We start from the raw sequence: 15,327 nt of genomic DNA, 5'->3' as shown, positions 1-15,327 counted from the left end.
GGCCCGGCGGCACCCGCACGCGACGGAGGACCCCGCCAGATGCCGGTCATCGAGGTCGAGCACCTGCACAAGAGATACGGCGACACGGTGGCCGTCGACGACGTCTCGTTCACCGTGGAGCAGGGTGAGATCTTCGGGGTGCTCGGCCGCAACGGCGCCGGCAAGACCACCACCGTGGAGTGCGTGCAGGGCCTGCGCCGCGCCGACGGTGGCACGGTGCGGGTGCTCGGCCTCGACCCGGTCCGGGACCGCACCGAGGTGCGCCAGCGGGTCGGTGCCCAGTTGCAGGAGAGCCAGCTCCCCGACAAGCTGCGGGTACGCGAGGCGTTGGACCTCTACCGGTCCTTCTACCGCAACCGGGCCGACATCGACGAGCTGCTGGCCGACCTGGGGCTGGCCGAGCAGCGCGACACGGCGTTCCACAAGCTCTCCGGCGGCCAGAAGCAACGCCTCTCGGTGGCGCTGGCGCTGGTCGGCCGACCCGAGATCGCCATCCTCGACGAGCTGACCACCGGGCTGGACCCGAAGGGCCGGCGGGACACCTGGGACCTGGTCGAGCGGATCCGCGACCGGGGTGTGACGGTCGTGCTGGTCACCCACTTCATGGCCGAGGCCGAGCGGCTGTGCGACCGGCTCGCGGTCATCGACGCCGGCCGGGTGGTCGCCATCGACACGCCGTCCGGTCTGATGTCGCGGGTGGACGGCGAGACCCGGGTGCACTTCCGCCCGGTCGACCGGCTCGACGACGCGGTGCTCACCGCCCTGCCCGAGGTCACCTCGGTGCGCCGGGACGGCGACGAGGTCACCGTCACCGGTCCCGAGGAGGTCCTCCAGGCCGTGCTGTCGGCGCTGGCCGAGCGGAAGATCCGCTACGCCGGCCTGCGGGTCGACCAGCCCACCCTGGACGACGCCTTCGTCTCCCTCACCGGTCACGCCGGCGCCCCGCCGGCGCTCGACGGAAGGTCATCGTGAACGCCCTGTCCAAGCTCGTCGCCGTCGAGGCCAAGCTGTTCCTGCGCGAGCCGGTCTCGCTGTTCTTCGTCTTCGCGCTGCCGCTGGGCCTGATGCTGGTCTTCGGGCTGCCGCAGCGCGGGGCGCAGCCGGCGGCGGCCACCGGGCAGCACGGCGAGCTGACGTTCCTGCCGTCCATCGCGCTGTCCCTGACCATCGGAATGCTCGCGCTGTTCACGCTGCCGATGGCGTTGGGCATCTACCGCGAGCGCAAGGTGCTGCGGCGGCTGGCCACCACGCCGGTCAGCCCGGCGCTGCTGCTCGTCGCGCAGGTGGTGGTCAACCTGGTCATGGGCGTGGCCGGCGCGGTGGTCACCGCGCTCGGCGTGCGCCTGCTGCTGGACCAGCCGGCGCCGGCCAACGTGCCCGGCTTCGTGCTGGCGTTCCTGCTCGGGGTCGCCTGCCTGTTCGCGATCGGCCTGCTCATCGCGGCGCTCGCCCCGTCGGCGCGGGCCGCGCAGTCGATCGGGCCGACGCTGTTCTTCCCGCTGCTCTTCCTGGCCGGGGCCTGGCTGCCCCGCGACCAGATGCCCACGGTGCTGGCCCGCATCGGCGAGTACTCACCGCTGGGCGCCACCGTGGACACCATCTCCGCCGCGTGGGCGGGGCAGACCCCCGCCGTGTCGCAGCTGCTCGTGCTGGCCGGCACCGCCGTCGTGGGCTGTCTGCTCGCCACCCGCCTGTTCCGCTGGGAATAGGGCCGCCGCCGCTCCGCTAGGGGGTGGCTAAGGGTTCTTCGGAAGTGTGAGCTGGATTACGTTCTGACTCGAGGGATCGTCTCCGGAACTGTCGGATCGCCAATTCCCGGCGTACGTCGAAAACGGCGACGGTCCGCTCGGAGAATGCGCGCGGCAATTGTGGCGCGCGCATGGCGAGGCGGAACGACGAGCGACGGAGGTCGTGTCATGACAGCTTCTTCCGATCCCGCCGGAGGGTCGGTGACGGCCCGTCGGATAGGCGCCGAGGCAAGCGGCATCGTCGAGGCGGTGCTGGAGGGCGGGCCGGCGACGCTGCCGGCCGAGCTGCGCAGCCACCGGGTGTCCCCGGTGGAATCCAAGATCAAGGTACGGCACTACGGGGGCTACGAGCACTTCGAGCGGGATCCCGGCGGCGCCGTGGACGGCACGCCCGCGGTGTTCCGCTGGACCGGCCGTACCCGTATCGCGGAGTGAGCGAGAGGCGGTAGCGCGATGGGCGTCGGGGATCCGCGCAACGGTGCGCACCTGACGGTGACCGACGTGGCCACGGTGACCGCGTTCTACGCGGAGGTCTTCGAGGCCGTGCCGGTGCAGCGGGAGTGTCTGCTGGACGGCCGCGTCCTGCACGCCGAACTGGTGGTCGACGGGCACCGACTGACGGTCAGCGAGTGGGGTGACCCGCCGGTCGACCCGGGCGGGGCGGGCGGCCCGCTGCCGCTCACCCCGGCCGACCCGCACCTGCTCGTGCAGCGGGCGCTGGCCGCCGGCGCGACGCTGGAGTCGGCCAACGGCGGCCCGCCGGCGGGCGTGGTGTTCCGGGACCCGGCCGGCCTGCGCTGGGCGGTGCCCGGGGCGAACCCCGGATAGGCGCCCGACGACGACCGGACGGCCCCGCCACCGACGAGGTGGCGGGGCCGTCGCGTGCGGCCGACCCGCTCAGCGGCGCAGCGTCGAGCCCAGGCCGCCACCGCTGCGCCGACGGTGCTGCCAGTAGAGGTCCCGCCGTGCGCCCTTCGGGAAGCCGGGCTGCCAGGGCTTGACCGGACCGGCCGTGTGGATGATCGCCGAGTCGGAAAGCTTGCCGCCGAACTCCGGCTCCCGCCGCCACGCCATCAGGTCGTTCCACCGGTGCGGCAGGCGCAGCCAGTTGTCGAACACGGCGAAGTTGAGCGCGTCCTGGTCCGGGTAGCGCGACTCGTGCGCGTGCCGGCGCAGGTAGTCCAGCGACACCTCGGTCACCTCGCACTCCTTCCACCGCCGCACGTCGATCAGCAGCACCCCGGAGTTGAAGTAGTGCCCGTGCGGGTCGAGATGGTCGTACCCGGCCAGGCCGGGGATCCCGCCCATGTCCAGCAGCCGGCGGTTGAACGGGTCGCGTACGCCGCCGAGCGGCACGCCGCCCATGTCCACCTCGAACAGCGGCTTCAGGCTGTTCACGCACAGCGTGTCGCAGTCCAGGTAGAGCACCCGGCCCACGTCGGCCGGCAGCTCCGCGGGGACCAGCAGCCGCAGGTACATCGCCGGGGACAGGTACGCCATCAGCGGGTCGCTGCCCTTGGACAGGTTCACCCGGGACGCGTCCACCCGCAGGAACTCCACCGTCGCGTGTGGGCCGGCGATCCGGGTGAGGGTGGCCCGGGCTCCGGCCGGCACGTCGTCGGCGGCGACCAGCCAGTACCGGAGCTCCTCGCCCGGGTTCGACTCGGCGACGGTCGACATCACGACCGCGGCGTGCGCCGCGTACGCGTTGTCAAAGGTCAGGGTGAGGTCCACGCGTGCTCTCCTTCGCGTCGATGCGTGAGCGCGACTGTCGAAACGTATCCGCGGAATTGACGACCCGGCAAGGAACGTCAATGTCCTCAGGGGGTGCGAAAGGCAACCCCTGAATTCGCCCCTCACTTTCCGGTGTGCCATCGTTGGCCGGGCGAGAAGGGGGACGGCATGCCGGGTCCGTTGCACGGGGTGCTCGTCGCCGACTTCTCCCGGGTCCTGGCCGGCCCGTACGCGACCATGCTCCTGGCCGACCTCGGCGCGGACGTGGTCAAGGTGGAGTCGCCGCACGGCGACGACACCCGGCACTGGCGTCCGCCGCTGCGCGGCGACGTCTCCACCTACTACCTCGCGGTCAACCGCAACAAGCGCTCGGTGGTCCTCGACCTGACCGACCCCGACGACCTGGTGCTGGCGCACGGCCTGGCCGACCGGGCCGACGTGCTGATCCAGAACTTCCGCCCCGGCGCGCTGCGCCGCTTCGGCCTCGACCACGACACGGCCACCGCGCGCAACGCCCGCCTGGTCTACGCCTCGATCAGCGGCTTCGGCGCCGCCGGGGGCGCCGACCTGCCCGGGTACGACCTCATGGCGCAGGCCGCCGCCGGGCTGATGAGCCTCACCGGCGCCGCCGACGGCCCGCCGGTCAAGGCCGGCGTCGCGGTCCTCGACGTGATCGCCGGGCTGCACGCGGCCCTCGGGATCCTGGCCGCGCTGCGCCACCGGGAGTCCACCGGACGCGGGCAGCACGTCACCGTGGACCTGCTCTCCTCGGCACTGTCCGGGCTGGTCAACCACGCGAGCGCGCACGTCGCCGGGGGAGTGGTGCCGCACCGGATGGGCAACGCGCACCCGAGCATCGTGCCGTACGAGCCGCTGCCCACCGCCGACGGCGAGCTGGTGGTGATCGCCGCCAACGACGGCCAGTTCCGTACCCTCTGCCGGGTCCTCGGCGTGCCGGAGCTGGCGACGGACCCGCGGTTCCGGGGCAATGCCGACCGCACCGCGCACCGCGACGAGCTGCGCCCGCTGCTGGTGGCGGCGCTGTCCCGGCGGGGCAGCGCGCGGTGGTTCGGCGAGCTGCGCGCGGCGGGCGTGCCGTGCAGCCCGATCAACTCGGTCGCCGAGGGGGTGGCGCTGGCCGAAGGGCTCGGGCTGGACCCGGTGGTGACGGTCGGCGGGGTGCCGGGGATCCGCCACCCGATCGGCCTGTCGGACAGCCCGCCAAGCTACGACCTGCCACCACCCGGGTTGGACGCGCACGGCCCGGAGCTGCGCGCCTGGCTGGCCGGCGACTGACCGGTGATGCCCAGGTCTCCGGCCGGCCGTCGGGGCGGCGCGCCGGGTGCCGGACCGACTACGCTCGCGTCATGTCCGTCGAGGCCGGCCCGGCCGCCCCGCATGCCGTCCGGTTCGCGCACCCGGGCCCGGTGGTCCGGCCGGGCGCGGGGCGGACACGGCCGTGACGGTGATCGACCAGGCGGTCTGGGACCGCTGGTACGACGACGACCGGGAGGGGCCGGGGATCGCGATCCTGCTCGCCGACGCGGGACCGGTGACGGCGTTGCTGCCGGTGGTCCGCGAGGTGGTGGACCGCTCCCTCCTCGCCCCGCCGGACGGGGTGGAGGATCCGGCGGACATCGACGAGGTCGTGCCGACGCCGGACGGCGTCTGCCTCGGCGCCGTCGACGGCGCGGAGCTGCGCCCCCGGCTCGAACCGATCGCCGCCGAGCTCGGCCGCCGGGGCGTCGGAGGCGCCCTCGTGCCCTATCCCGTCCCGGACGCGCCACCGCCGGCCTCCTGGTGGCACGCCGACATCGTGCAGTGCCGGCTCGCCGTCGATCCCGCCCCGGAACGCGGGCTGCGCGAGGGCCTCACGGCCGCCCTGTCCTGGCTCGCCGTGACCGACTGGTCCACGGTGGGGGTCAGCATCGGCGCGGTCCCCTGGTCCCGGGCCGCCGCCGACCTCGTCCTCGACCTCGTGCCGGCCGGCCTGGCCGTGTCGCCGCGGCATCCCGCCCAGATCCTGGTGGCCGACGGCCGGCGGTTCCGCCTGGTCAGGTTCGTGCCGGAGACCGGCCATCTGGTGTTCGCGACCGGCGCCGCCGACCACCTCGGGCCGGACGCGACCGACGCGACCGCGCGGATCGTCCAGGCCCTGGAGGTCGGTTCTCCCCGGTCCCGGTACGGCTTCGCGCGCCGCGCCCGGGGCCTGCTCGACCTGGGTGGGCCGTGGCACCGGCCGGAGGACCGGCCCGGCGTGCTGCCGACCGCCGTCGACGAGCGGGAGTTCGAGGAGCGGGGCGTCCTCGACGTGTTCGGCGCGCAACTGGTGCCCCGGTCGTGGGGGTTGTCGTGGCCGGCGGACCGGTGGTCGGTGCGGCCCGTCGGCGACAAGGACCTGGTCGTCGCCCGTGACCCGGGGCCGTGGTGGACCTCGCCGCGCCCCGACCCGCGGGCGCGCGCCCAGGGTCGCGTCGACGTCGCCACCCACCTGCCGCCGGACTGAACCCGTCCGCTCACCGGCGTTCCGGCGTCACCAGACCCGTCTCGTAGGCGGTGATGACCAGTTGGGCCCGGTCCCGTGCGGTGAGCTTGGCCAGCAGGCGTCCGATGTGGGTCTTGACGGTGCCGACGGTCAGGTGCAGCCGTGGTTGACCGTGCGACGACGGTCCGACGCCGTCCCGCCGCGCGAACACCAAGACGCAGTCGAAGCTCAACGCGTTGGGTTCCGACCGGGTGGAGATGGCGCCGCTGGGCTACCTGCCGCACCTCGGTTCCCGGAAGGTCGCGCACCTCAACCTCGAGGCGCGGGGCTGGGGGGAGACGGCGGTCAGCCTGGACGTGCGGCTGACGGTGCACGATCCCAGCGGGGCCGCCGGGGTGAACATCGACCTGGTCCGGATGGCGGCGGCCGCCCGGCGCTCGGGGCGCGGCGGTCATCTCGCAGAGGCCGCGTCACTGCTCAAGTCCCCGCCCGGCACGCCGGTCTGAGTCGCGTCACCGCGGCTCGACAAACCGGAACCGCTCCAGCACGGCCGGCGTGTCGTCGTCCACGGTGAACCCCGGGTCGCCCAGCCAGGCCCGGTAGTCCGCGCCGTGCCAGTACGCCTCGTGCCCGGCCCGCCACTGCGCGACCGACAGGTACCCCTCGCCCTCGGCGCGGGCGTGGTCGAGGTCCACGTCGCCGAGTCGGGCGACGCGGACCTCGACCAGTTCGATCACGGCCACCGGCCGGCCGGCGGAGTCGACCACCGCGTGCCGGGTGCCGGCCGACGGCAGCGGCTCGCCCTCGATCTCGTAGTCCTGGAGCAGCCCGGTGGTGCTGGTCTTGCTCCCGTCGAGCACCGCGGCGACCAGCCGGTCGCGCAGCGGGCCCGGGAAGGCGAACTCGTACGGGGGCAGCGCGTCGTCCACGGCGGCAGCGTAGCCGGGCGCGACGTCAGCGGCGGCGCAGCGCCGGGTCGAGCAGGGCCGGCGGGGTGTCGTTCTTCTCGTGCGGCGCCAGGTCGACGCCGGGGGCGACGATCGCGTCGATCGCGTCGAGCACGTCGGGGCTGAGCACGGTGTCCGCGGCGGCCAGTTGCGCGCGCAGGTGCTCGGTCGTCCGGGGACCGATGAGCGCGCCGGTCACCGCCGGGTGCGCGGTGACGAAGCCGAGGGCGAGCTGGATCAGCGTGAGGCCCGCCTCGTCGGCGACCGTGGCCAGCCGTTCCACGGCGTCCATCCGGGCCCGGTTGGCCGGGACTGCGGGGTCGAAGCGCTGCGGCATGAACGTGGACCGGTGGGTGGCGATCTCCCGGTCGGCCCGGATCGCGCCGGAGAGCCAGCCGGAGGCCAGCGGGCTCCAGACCAGCACGCCGAGCCCGTACCGCTGGGTGACCGGCAGGACGTGCGCCTCGATCCCGCGTTGCAGGATCGAGTAGCTGGGCTGCTCGGTGACGTACCGGCCGAGGTGGTGCTCGCGGGCCGTCCACTGCGCCTCGACCAGGCGGTGCGCCGGATAGGTGGAGGTGCCGAAATAGCGGATCTTGCCGGCCTGACGCAGGTCGGTCAACGCCGCCAGGGTCTCCTCGTCGTCGGTGGTCGGGTCCCAACGGTGGATCTGGTAGAGGTCCACGTGGTCGACGCCGAGCCGGCGCAGGCTGTCCTCCAGCGCGGTGACCAGCCAGCGCCGGGAGCCGCCCCGGCGGTTGCGGTCCTCGCCCATCGGCAGGGCCGCCTTGGTCGCCAGCACCACGTCGTCGCGCCGTCCGGCGAGGGCCCGCCCGACCATCTCCTCGGAGAGTCCGTTGCCGTAGACGTCGGCGGTGTCGACGAGGTTGACGCCGGCGTCGAGCGCGGCGCCGACCAGCGCGTCGGCCTCCGCCTGCGTGGTGCCCCCGATCGGGCCGATGTTCATGGTGCCGAGCGCGAGCGTGCTGACCTGCACGCCGGTGCGGCCGAGGGTGCGGTACTGCATGGTGTTTCCCTTCCGACGGCCACGGTGGTTCGCGGCCCTGCCTGGGTGGATCGCCCTCCCGCCTGGCATCATGGCTAGGCGGAACGTTGCTCCGGTAACGATACGGAACGCTGTTCCGCTTTGCCAACCCCGAGGAGAGGACGGACGGTGTGACCGACACCACCGGCCAGGCCCGACGACGGTCCGACGCCCGCCGCAACGAGCAGGCCCTGCTGGACGCCGCCGCCGCGGTCTTCGTCGCGTCCGGCGTCGAGGCCCCGGTCCGTGACATCGCCGCCGCGGCCGGCGTCGGCGTCGGCACCGTCTACCGGCACTTCCCGACCCGGGCCGACCTCGTCGTGGCGGTCTACCGGCACCAGGTCGAGGCGTGCGCCGAGGCCGGGCCGACCTGCCTCGCCGAGGCGCAGAGCCCGCACGCCGCGCTGACCGGGTGGATCGACCGGTTCGTCGACCTCCTGGTCACCAAGCACGGCCTGGCCGCCGCGCTGCGCGCCGACAGCGCCCAGTTCGAGGCGTTGCACACCTACTTCGTCGACCGGCTGGTGCCCGTCTGCGCCGGCCTGCTCGACGCCGCCACGACGGCCGGCGAGATCCGCGCGGACGTGAACGCCTACCAGCTGCTCCGCGCGGTCGGGAACCTGTGCGTCGGCGCGGACAGCGACCCCCGCTACGACGCGCGCCGGGTGGTCGGCCTGCTCCTGGACGGGCTGCGGGTCCGCGACTGAGCCGTCGGGCTCAGCCGGCCGGCGACAGCCGCCGGTCGAGCCAGTCGAGCAGGACCGCCTCGTACTGCGGGCTCACGCTGCCCGGGTCGTCGCCCCCGCCCAGGGTGGGCGCGTGGTCACAGCCGGCCAGCCGGGCCACCGTCAGCTCCGCGTCCCGGGCCTCCCGTCGCCACACCGCGAGGCTCGCCTCGATCGGGGTCCACGCGTCGGTCTGGCCATAGCAGAGCAGCACCGGGCAGGTCAGCCGGGCGAGGACCGGGGCCGGGTCGAAGTCCATGTCGGCCCAGGTGCCGGGCGTCCCGGGCAGTTCGTCGGGCAGGAACGCCAGAGGGAACCAGGGCCGTCGCACGGCGGTGTCCAGCTCCGCCTGCGCCACCGACCGGGGCACGTCGCCGCGCAGGAAGCCCTCGGCCACCTCGCGCAGCCGCGCCAGCTCGGCCACGTCGGCCGGGCCGTAGCCGTGCCGGCGCAACTGCTCGGCGGTGCCGTAGCGCATCTGCGCGGCCGGGCTGACCCCGCTGCACCCGACCAGGACCAGGAAGTCCACCGGGTCGCGGGTGGCGGTCACCGCCGCCGCCCACGCGCCCTGGCTGAACCCCCAGATGCCGACCGGGACCGCCCCGACGTGCCGGCGCATCTCCGCCAGGGCGGCCGCCGCGTCCTCGGCCTGGTCGGCCAACGGCACGTCGTGCCCGTCGACGCGGGGGCGGCGGTCGTAGCGCAGCACCGCGACGCCGGCCGGGGGCAGCAGCCGGGCCAGGTGCGCGTAGAGAAAATAGGACCGCTGGTCGGCGTGCGAGCCGTGCAGCACCACCAGGCCGCCCCGGACCGGCCCGGCCGGCAGGTCGAGCACGGCCGGCAGGCCGAGGGATCCGACGGTCGCCTCCATGCCGGGCAGTCAACCATGCCGCGCCGGTCCCGGCCGCCCCGTGCCGCCGGGTGCGCCGCACCGCGGCCTGCGTACGCTGGCCCGGTACGCCGCCGCGACCGTGGAGACCAGCGATGACCAGCCCCGCACCCCGTGCCGTCCGGGTCGCCGGACCCGCCGACGTCACCGCGCTCGTCGACCTGATCGAGTCGGCCTATCGGGGCGAGCGCGCCCGGGCGGGCTGGACCCACGAGGCGGACCTGCTCGACGGGCAGCGCACCGACCCGGAGATGGTGTCCGCCGCGGTGACCGCCCGGGACGGCGTGGTCCTGGTCCTGGCGGAGCAGGACGCCCCGGTCGCCTGCTGTCAGCTGGAACGCCGCGACGATCACGTCTACTTCGGCATGTTCGCGGTGTCGCCGGGACGGCAGGGCGGCGGGCTGGGTCGGGAGCTGCTGGCCGAGGCGGAGCGGTACGCCCGGGAGCAGTGGCACGCCGGCGAGATGCGGATGACCGTCATCGTCCAGCGCGACGACCTGATCGCCTGGTACGAGCGGCGCGGCTACACCCGCACCGGCGAGCGGAGCGCGTTCCCCTACGGCGACGAGCGTTTCGGCCTGCCACGCCGGCCGGACCTGGCGTTCGAGACGCTGCGCAGGAAGCTCGGCTGACTCACCCCGGCCGGTCGACGAGCGCCACCAGCTTCCTCGGCGCCAGCACGCAATAGCTCTCGGTGAGCAGTTCGGCGACCTCGGTCCAGTCGGTCGCGTCGTCGAGCGCCATCCCGACCACGTCGGCGCCCCAGCCGGGTGAGTAGAAGGGTGGCCCGACCGCGAGCAGCCCGGCGATCTCGTCGCCGGGGGAGCGGAACGTCAGCACGCAGAGCGGACCGTCGCCCGTCGCGGCCCGGGCGTCGGCCGTCTGGTGGTCGGGGCCGACGGTGCGCACGTGGGCGAACGTGCGCGACCGGATCCGCCAGCGGGTGCCCACCCAGGCCGGCTCCTCGTAGGTTTCCGGCAGGCCGAGGCAGACCGGCCGCAGGCGGTCGAGGTATGCGGACGGTACGTCTCCGGGGCCGCTCATGCGACGCAGGTTAACGGCCCCCACCGACAGACCGGACGGCCGGCGCGGCAGCCTTGCCGCCGCCCGTCCGCACGCCGATTGTCGTACCCGGGGAGTACGACAGCGATGAGTTTCGGCACGGCGCACGGTCAGACCCTGGAGAACGGTCGAACGGAGGCGAAGACGTGACCACCACACGGGTACTTGTCGGCACGCGCAAGGGCGCGTTCATCCTGACGTCGGACGGTCGGCGCGACGACTGGACGGTGGACGGCCCCCACTTCGGTGGCTGGGAGATCTACCACCTGACCGGCTCGCCGGTCGAGCCGGACCGGCTCTACGCGTCCCAGTCCGGCGGCTGGTTCGGGCAGCTGATCCAGCGCTCGGACGACGGCGGCCGGACCTGGAACACGGTCGGCAACGACTTCGCCTACAACGGCGAGGTCGGGCAGCACCTCTGGTTCGACGGCACTCCCCGGCCGTGGGAGTTCAAGCGGATCTGGCACCTCGAACCCTCCCGCCACGACCCCGAGACGGTCTACGCCGGCGGCGAGGACGCCGCCCTCTACGTCTCCACTGACGGCGGGCAGAAGTGGTCGGAGCTGACCGCCCTGCGCCAGCACCCGACCGGCCCCTCCTGGCAGCCTGGCGCGGGCGGGATGTGCCTGCACACGATCCTGCTCGACCCGGCCGACCGCGACCGGATCTACGTCGCGATCTCCGCCGCGGGCGCGTTCCGCAGCGACGACGGCGGCGCGAGCTGGCTGCCGATCAACAAGGGCCTCCGCTCGGGGGAGATCCCCGACGGCGACGCCGAGGTCGGCCACTGCGTGCACCGCCTCGCCCAGCACCCGTCCCGGCCGGACACGCTGTTCATGCAGAAGCACTGGGACGTCATGCGCACCGACGACGCCGGCGCGAGCTGGCGCGAGGTCAGCGGCGACCTGCCGACGGACTTCGGCTTCCCGATCGCGGTGCACGCCCACGAGCCGGAGACGATCTACGTGGTGCCGATCACCAGCGACTCGCTGCACTACCCGCCGGAGGGCAAGCTGCGCGTCTACCGCAGCCGCACCGGCGGCGAGCACTGGGAGCCGCTGACCGAGGGCCTGCCGCAGTCGCACTGCTACGTCAACGTGCTGCGCGACGCCATGGCGGTCGACACCCTCGACCCGTGCGGGATCTACTTCGGCACCACCGGTGGCCAGGTCTACCACTCGGCCGACGCCGGTGACACCTGGGCGCCGATCGTGCGGGACCTGCCGGCGGTGCTCTCCGTCGAGGTCCAGGTGCTGCCGTGATCCGGGTGGTGCTGCCCGCCCACCTGAAGAACCTGGCGCACGTCACCGGCGAGGTACGCGTCGAGGTGGCCGGCCCGCCCACCCAGCGGGAGGTGCTGGACGCGCTGGAGACCGCGTACCCGATGTTGCTGGGCACGATCCGCGACCGGCACAGCGGCGAGCGTCGTCCGTTCGTCCGCTTCTACGCCTGCGAGCTGGACCTGTCCCACGAGTCGCCGGACGCGCCGCTGCCCGAGGAGGTGGTCGCCGGCAAGGAGCCGTTCATCGTGCTCGGCGCGATGGCCGGCGGCTGAACCGCGCCGCGCGGGAACCGCGCCCGGTGTGACGTCGTCTGACGAGTCATGACCTGTGGGAGAACCCGAGCCATCGGATGGGCGGTGGTCGCCGCGCTGACCCTCGCCGGCTGCACCGGGCCCGCGCCCGCTCCGCCCCCGCCGCGGGAGCGGGTGCTGCCGGCCGGCGGGCTGCGGCTGGTCGCCTTCGACTCCTGTGCCGAGGCGCTGCGGCAGCTCCGCACCGCGGCGAAGGCCGCGGTCGGCCCGTGGGGCCTCGACCCGTTCGGTAGTGCCGTGCCGATGGCCGCGGCGGAGCGGGCCGACGGGGCCGTGGCGAAGCAGGCCCCGGCGGCGGGCGCGGGCGGCTACTCGGGCACCACCGTGCACGAGGCCGGCGTGGACGAGCCGGACCTGGTCAAGACCGACGGACGACGCATCGTCACGCTCGGGCGCGGTGTGCTGTCCGTGATCGACCCGGTGAGCCGCCGGCTGACCGGCCGGCTCGCGCTCGACCGCACCACCGAACGGTTCGCCCGTGCCGACGGCGATCTGCTGCTGCACGGCGACCGCGCGCTCGTGCTGCTGCGCGCCCCGTGGGTCACCAAGCCGGCCGCGGACCGGGCGCGTCCGGGCCCGGCCGAGGTGGGTCGGCCCCGCCTGGTGCTGGTCGACCTGGCCGGCGCGCCGCGGATCGTCGCCGAGTACCGGATCGACGGCAGCCTGGTCGACGCGCGGCAGGTCGGCGCGACCGCCCGCGTCGTGATCCGGTCGACGCCGCGACTGACGTTCCCGCAGCCGCGCAAGGGCACCGACGCGCAGCGCACCGCCGCCAACCGCGCCGTCGTCGACCGGGCCACGATCGACGACTGGCTGCCCCGGTACGAGGTCCGCGAGGGCGGCCGCACCACCACCGGGCAGGTCGGCTGCGACCGGGTCAGCCGGCCGCCCCGGTTCTCCGGGGCCTCCCTGGTGACCGTGCTCAGCTTCGACCTCGGCGCGGGCGCCCTCGGCACGGGCGACCCGGTGACAGTGGTCGCCGACGGCGACACCGTCTACGGCACCGGCCCGCGCCTCTACGTGGTCAACGACCAGCGCTGGCGGGCGCGCGACGGCGGGTCCGGGTCGACCGGCACGGAGATCTTCCAGTTCGACACCTCCGCTGGCACCCCGCGCTACGTCGCCGCCGGCTCCGTGCCGGGCTTCTTGATCAACCAGTACGCCCTGTCGGAGTGGAACGGCCACCTGCGGGTGGCGACCACCACCGGCGACGTCTGGGGCGGCGGCGGCCGCTCCGAGTCGGGCGTGTACGTGCTGCGCGCCGACGGCCCGGCGCTGACCCGGGTCGGTCAGGTCACCGGGCTGGGCCGGGGCGAGCGGATCCACTCCGTCCGGTTCCTCGGTGACACCGGTTACGTGGTGACGTTCCGGCAGGTCGATCCGCTGTACACGGTGGACCTGCGCGACCCGGCGGCGCCCCGGGTGACCGGCGAGTTGAAGATCACCGGCTACTCGTCGTACCTGCATCCGGCCGGGGACGGTCGGCTGCTGGGGGTCGGGCAGGAGGCGTCCGCCCGGGGTCAGGTCCAGGGCACGCAGGTGTCCCTCTTCGACGTGGCCGACCCGACCCACACGTCCCGGATCGCCCAGCACCACGTCGCGGGGGGCTGGTCCGAGGTGGAGTCCGACCCGCACGCGTTCCTCTACTGGGCGCCGGAGCGGCTGGTGGCCGTCCCGGTGGGCCGGCCCGGCGTGGCGACCGACCGGGCCGGCGCCGAGGGCGGCAAGGGCCGGCCGAGCCACGGCGTGCTGGTGCTGCGGGTCACCGACACCGGGTTCACCGTGGCCGGCACGGTCGAGCATCCGACGTCCCTGCGCGACGGCGGGGAGTGGACGCCGATCCGCCGGTCGCTGGTGGTCGACGGGGTGCTGTGGACGGTGTCCGACGCCGGGTTGAGGGCGACCGCCCTGTCCGGCATGACGCCGCTGGCCTGGGTGCCGACGGACTGACCCGGATCGGCCGCCCGGGTAACCAGGTGGTCCGGCCCGGACGCGCCGGGCAGCATGGCCTCCATGCGTACGCGACTGCGGCGGTTGTGGATCGACGGGCGGATGGTCACCTGGCGTGCGGAGATCCGGCACGTGCCGGGCAGCGGTGACTGCCACCGGTGCATCCGGCTGCGGGTGTGGGGCGCCGGCAAGACCGGCGAGGCGCTCCAGGCCGATCTGTTGTCCACCGCCTGGGGCACACCGTGGTCCGCGTGCGCGACCGACGGCGCTTACCCGACGCCGGCCGACGTGCGCGCCGTCGTCGGGTACGCCCTGCGCAACGGCTGGCGGCCCGACCGTCGTGGTGGCACGTTCGTGCTCGCCGAGCGGGAACACGCCTCCCGGTTCCGGTGGCCCGACTTCCTGCTCACCGACCGGCTTCGCGGCCTCGGCGGAGGCGATCCCACGCGGCGCGTCGCCGAGGCGCAGCCCGCCCCGGCGGCCGGTTGACCGGCGCCGGCCGGCTGGCCGACGGCTGCCGGCTCCGGTCAGGCGACCGGGCCGGGCGCGTCCAGCCAACGGCGCACCACCGCCAGGTCCGTCTCCGTCAGCCCGGTGGACGGGTCGACCCGGTGGGCCAGTGCCCGTGCCCGGTGGTGGCGTGCGATCCATCGTCGGTCCGCGTCGGTGATCTCGTCGTCGAGCCACACGAACGGCCGTCCGGCCGCCCACCGCACGAGGTGGGTGGTCTTCCAGTGCGGCCCACCGACCGGCTGCTCGTCGTCGTCCGGCCACGTCACGACGGGCAGCGCCGGGAGGCCGAGCCGGTGCGCGAGGACCTCGTTCGCGTCGTCCAGCCAGGTGGTCGCCCAGACCAGGCGGCAGCCCAGCGCCGTCAACCGGTCCCCGTCGTCGGGGTCGAGCCGGTGCAGGAGCGGGTTGCCGTGGTCCGGTCCCGTCGGCGTCAGGGGCCGGTCGCCCGGCCGGTCGGCGAACGGGATGAGGGTGCCGTCGACGTCCAGGAAGAGAAGGCAGCGTCCCGGATCCACTCCAAAACCGTACCGTCGCGGTGAGAACGAGTGGTCACCTGAGACCGATATACCGCTCAGTCATGATTATGACCCAGCGGTATATCGGTGCGAAGCGACGGTGCCCCGACGCGTCGTTAC

At 74.3% G+C, this 15,327-nt stretch carries 19 protein-coding genes and 1 pseudogene; 13 read left to right on the top strand and 7 right to left on the bottom strand.

The genetic code is table 11. From position 1 onward, the window contains the following. Positions 1–39: 39 nt before the first annotated feature. From GA0070622_RS19175 to GA0070622_RS19160, 4 genes are all read left to right on the top strand, one after another. Positions 40–972, top strand: coding sequence for an ABC transporter ATP-binding protein (locus GA0070622_RS19175; protein ID WP_091574813.1), 933 nt, complete (start codon positions 40–42; stop codon positions 970–972). Then, a complete protein-coding gene (locus GA0070622_RS19170; RefSeq protein WP_091574810.1) occupies positions 969–1,709 on the top strand; it encodes an ABC transporter permease in 741 nt (246 codons plus the stop codon). The genes GA0070622_RS19175 and GA0070622_RS19170 overlap by 4 nt, the downstream gene beginning before the upstream one ends. 207 nt (positions 1,710–1,916) lie before the next feature. Next, the gene (locus GA0070622_RS19165; RefSeq protein ID WP_091574808.1) at positions 1,917–2,183 is read left to right on the top strand and encodes a DUF5988 family protein; all 267 of its coding nucleotides are present in this window, start codon (positions 1,917–1,919) and stop codon (positions 2,181–2,183) included. Positions 2,184–2,201: 18 nt separating this feature from the next. Further along, positions 2,202–2,576 carry a VOC family protein gene (locus tag GA0070622_RS19160; protein ID WP_091574805.1) on the top strand — a complete coding sequence of 125 codons (375 nt, stop codon included), beginning with the start codon at positions 2,202–2,204 and terminating at the stop codon, positions 2,574–2,576. 69 nt (positions 2,577–2,645) lie between these two features. Here GA0070622_RS19160 and GA0070622_RS19155 read toward each other — a convergent pair whose 3' ends face one another. Then, positions 2,646–3,482 (bottom strand): glycosyltransferase family 8 protein, encoded by an 837-nt coding sequence (locus GA0070622_RS19155; protein ID WP_176558791.1) that lies wholly within the window; start codon positions 3,480–3,482, stop codon positions 2,646–2,648. A gap of 168 nt (positions 3,483–3,650) precedes the next feature. On the opposite strand from GA0070622_RS19155, the gene GA0070622_RS19150 reads away from it, so the two are divergent. Next, entirely contained in the window at positions 3,651–4,778 is a 1,128-nt protein-coding gene (locus GA0070622_RS19150; RefSeq protein WP_091574799.1) for a CaiB/BaiF CoA transferase family protein, read from the top strand. A 163-nt stretch (positions 4,779–4,941) separates the two neighbouring features. Further along, on the top strand, positions 4,942–5,988 hold the full coding sequence (locus GA0070622_RS19145) for a hypothetical protein (RefSeq protein ID WP_091574795.1): 1,047 nt from the start codon (positions 4,942–4,944) through the stop codon (positions 5,986–5,988). Between the two features lie 10 nt (positions 5,989–5,998). On the opposite strand, the pseudogene GA0070622_RS19140 reads toward GA0070622_RS19145, so the two are convergent. Further along, positions 5,999–6,127: pseudogene (locus GA0070622_RS19140) on the bottom strand (LuxR C-terminal-related transcriptional regulator); the annotation flags it as partial. 76 nt (positions 6,128–6,203) lie between these two features. Here GA0070622_RS19140 and GA0070622_RS19135 point away from each other — a divergent pair. Next, positions 6,204–6,473, top strand: a complete 270-nt coding sequence (locus GA0070622_RS19135) for a hypothetical protein (RefSeq protein ID WP_245666421.1) — start codon at positions 6,204–6,206, stop codon at positions 6,471–6,473. 6 nt (positions 6,474–6,479) lie between these two features. Here GA0070622_RS19135 and GA0070622_RS19130 read toward each other — a convergent pair whose 3' ends face one another. Together GA0070622_RS19130 and GA0070622_RS19125 are read right to left on the bottom strand one after the other, a co-directional pair. Further along, complete coding sequence (locus tag GA0070622_RS19130) at positions 6,480–6,896, bottom strand: ASCH domain-containing protein (protein WP_091574790.1); 417 nt, start codon at positions 6,894–6,896, stop codon at positions 6,480–6,482. 25 nt (positions 6,897–6,921) lie between these two features. Beyond that, positions 6,922–7,941: an aldo/keto reductase gene (locus tag GA0070622_RS19125; RefSeq protein WP_091574786.1), complete on the bottom strand. Its 1,020-nt coding sequence runs from the start codon at positions 7,939–7,941 to the stop codon at positions 6,922–6,924. A gap of 149 nt (positions 7,942–8,090) precedes the next feature. On the opposite strand from GA0070622_RS19125, the gene GA0070622_RS19120 reads away from it, so the two are divergent. Next, on the top strand, positions 8,091–8,666 hold the full coding sequence (locus GA0070622_RS19120) for a TetR/AcrR family transcriptional regulator (RefSeq protein ID WP_091574782.1): 576 nt from the start codon (positions 8,091–8,093) through the stop codon (positions 8,664–8,666). A 10-nt stretch (positions 8,667–8,676) separates the two neighbouring features. On the opposite strand, the gene GA0070622_RS19115 is transcribed toward GA0070622_RS19120, so the two are convergent. Continuing rightward, positions 8,677–9,555: an alpha/beta hydrolase family protein gene (locus GA0070622_RS19115; RefSeq protein ID WP_091574779.1), complete on the bottom strand. Its 879-nt coding sequence runs from the start codon at positions 9,553–9,555 to the stop codon at positions 8,677–8,679. 113 nt (positions 9,556–9,668) lie between these two features. Between GA0070622_RS19115 and GA0070622_RS19110 the strand changes: the two genes are divergently transcribed. Then, entirely contained in the window at positions 9,669–10,205 is a 537-nt protein-coding gene (locus GA0070622_RS19110; protein ID WP_091574776.1) for a GNAT family N-acetyltransferase, read from the top strand. Between the two features lies 1 nt (position 10,206). Here the strand turns inward: GA0070622_RS19110 and GA0070622_RS19105 are convergent, their stop codons facing one another. After that, positions 10,207–10,617, bottom strand: coding sequence for an MmcQ/YjbR family DNA-binding protein (locus tag GA0070622_RS19105; RefSeq protein WP_091574773.1), 411 nt, complete (start codon positions 10,615–10,617; stop codon positions 10,207–10,209). A 164-nt stretch (positions 10,618–10,781) separates the two neighbouring features. Here GA0070622_RS19105 and GA0070622_RS19100 point away from each other — a divergent pair, with 164 nt between their 5' ends. The 4 genes from GA0070622_RS19100 to GA0070622_RS19085 all read left to right on the top strand — a co-directional run bounded on the left by GA0070622_RS19100 (position 10,782) and on the right by GA0070622_RS19085 (position 14,668). Then, complete coding sequence (locus tag GA0070622_RS19100; protein ID WP_091574769.1) at positions 10,782–11,897, top strand: WD40/YVTN/BNR-like repeat-containing protein; 1,116 nt, start codon at positions 10,782–10,784, stop codon at positions 11,895–11,897. Further along, the gene (locus tag GA0070622_RS19095; RefSeq protein WP_091574766.1) at positions 11,894–12,190 is read left to right on the top strand and encodes a MoaD/ThiS family protein; all 297 of its coding nucleotides are present in this window, start codon (positions 11,894–11,896) and stop codon (positions 12,188–12,190) included. Before GA0070622_RS19100 ends, GA0070622_RS19095 begins: the two co-directional genes overlap by 4 nt. A 48-nt stretch (positions 12,191–12,238) precedes the next feature. Further along, the gene (locus tag GA0070622_RS19090; RefSeq protein ID WP_245666419.1) at positions 12,239–14,179 is read left to right on the top strand and encodes a beta-propeller domain-containing protein; all 1,941 of its coding nucleotides are present in this window, start codon (positions 12,239–12,241) and stop codon (positions 14,177–14,179) included. A gap of 63 nt (positions 14,180–14,242) precedes the next feature. After that, entirely contained in the window at positions 14,243–14,668 is a 426-nt protein-coding gene (locus GA0070622_RS19085; RefSeq protein WP_091577665.1) for an integrase, read from the top strand. Positions 14,669–14,706: 38 nt separating this feature from the next. Here the strand turns inward: GA0070622_RS19085 and GA0070622_RS19080 are convergent, their stop codons facing one another. Further along, positions 14,707–15,207: an HAD domain-containing protein gene (locus GA0070622_RS19080; protein WP_091574759.1), complete on the bottom strand. Its 501-nt coding sequence runs from the start codon at positions 15,205–15,207 to the stop codon at positions 14,707–14,709. Positions 15,208–15,327: the final 120 nt, after the last annotated feature.

It is taken from the genome of Micromonospora sediminicola (assembly GCF_900089585.1).
Lineage (GTDB): Bacteria > Actinomycetota > Actinomycetes > Mycobacteriales > Micromonosporaceae > Micromonospora > Micromonospora sediminicola.
Note: the sequence above shows the minus strand (reverse complement) of the source record. Positions and strands in the feature narration are given on the sequence as shown.

Excerpts from the sequence above, each read along its gene's own strand:
- GA0070622_RS19115 (WP_091574779.1), bottom strand. The coding sequence starts at position 9,555 with ATGGAGGCGACCGTCGGATCCCTCGGCCTGCCGGCCGTGCTCGACCTG.
- GA0070622_RS19175 (WP_091574813.1), top strand. The coding sequence starts at position 40 with ATGCCGGTCATCGAGGTCGAGCACCTGCACAAGAGATACGGCGACACG.
- GA0070622_RS19090 (WP_245666419.1), top strand. The coding sequence starts at position 12,239 with ATGACCTGTGGGAGAACCCGAGCCATCGGATGGGCGGTGGTCGCCGCG.
- GA0070622_RS19105 (WP_091574773.1), bottom strand. The coding sequence starts at position 10,617 with ATGAGCGGCCCCGGAGACGTACCGTCCGCATACCTCGACCGCCTGCGG.
- GA0070622_RS19160 (WP_091574805.1), top strand. The coding sequence starts at position 2,202 with ATGGGCGTCGGGGATCCGCGCAACGGTGCGCACCTGACGGTGACCGAC.
- GA0070622_RS19085 (WP_091577665.1), top strand. The coding sequence starts at position 14,243 with ATGCGTACGCGACTGCGGCGGTTGTGGATCGACGGGCGGATGGTCACC.
- GA0070622_RS19150 (WP_091574799.1), top strand. The coding sequence starts at position 3,651 with ATGCCGGGTCCGTTGCACGGGGTGCTCGTCGCCGACTTCTCCCGGGTC.
- GA0070622_RS19110 (WP_091574776.1), top strand. The coding sequence starts at position 9,669 with ATGACCAGCCCCGCACCCCGTGCCGTCCGGGTCGCCGGACCCGCCGAC.
- GA0070622_RS19125 (WP_091574786.1), bottom strand. The coding sequence starts at position 7,941 with ATGCAGTACCGCACCCTCGGCCGCACCGGCGTGCAGGTCAGCACGCTC.
- GA0070622_RS19165 (WP_091574808.1), top strand. The coding sequence starts at position 1,917 with ATGACAGCTTCTTCCGATCCCGCCGGAGGGTCGGTGACGGCCCGTCGG.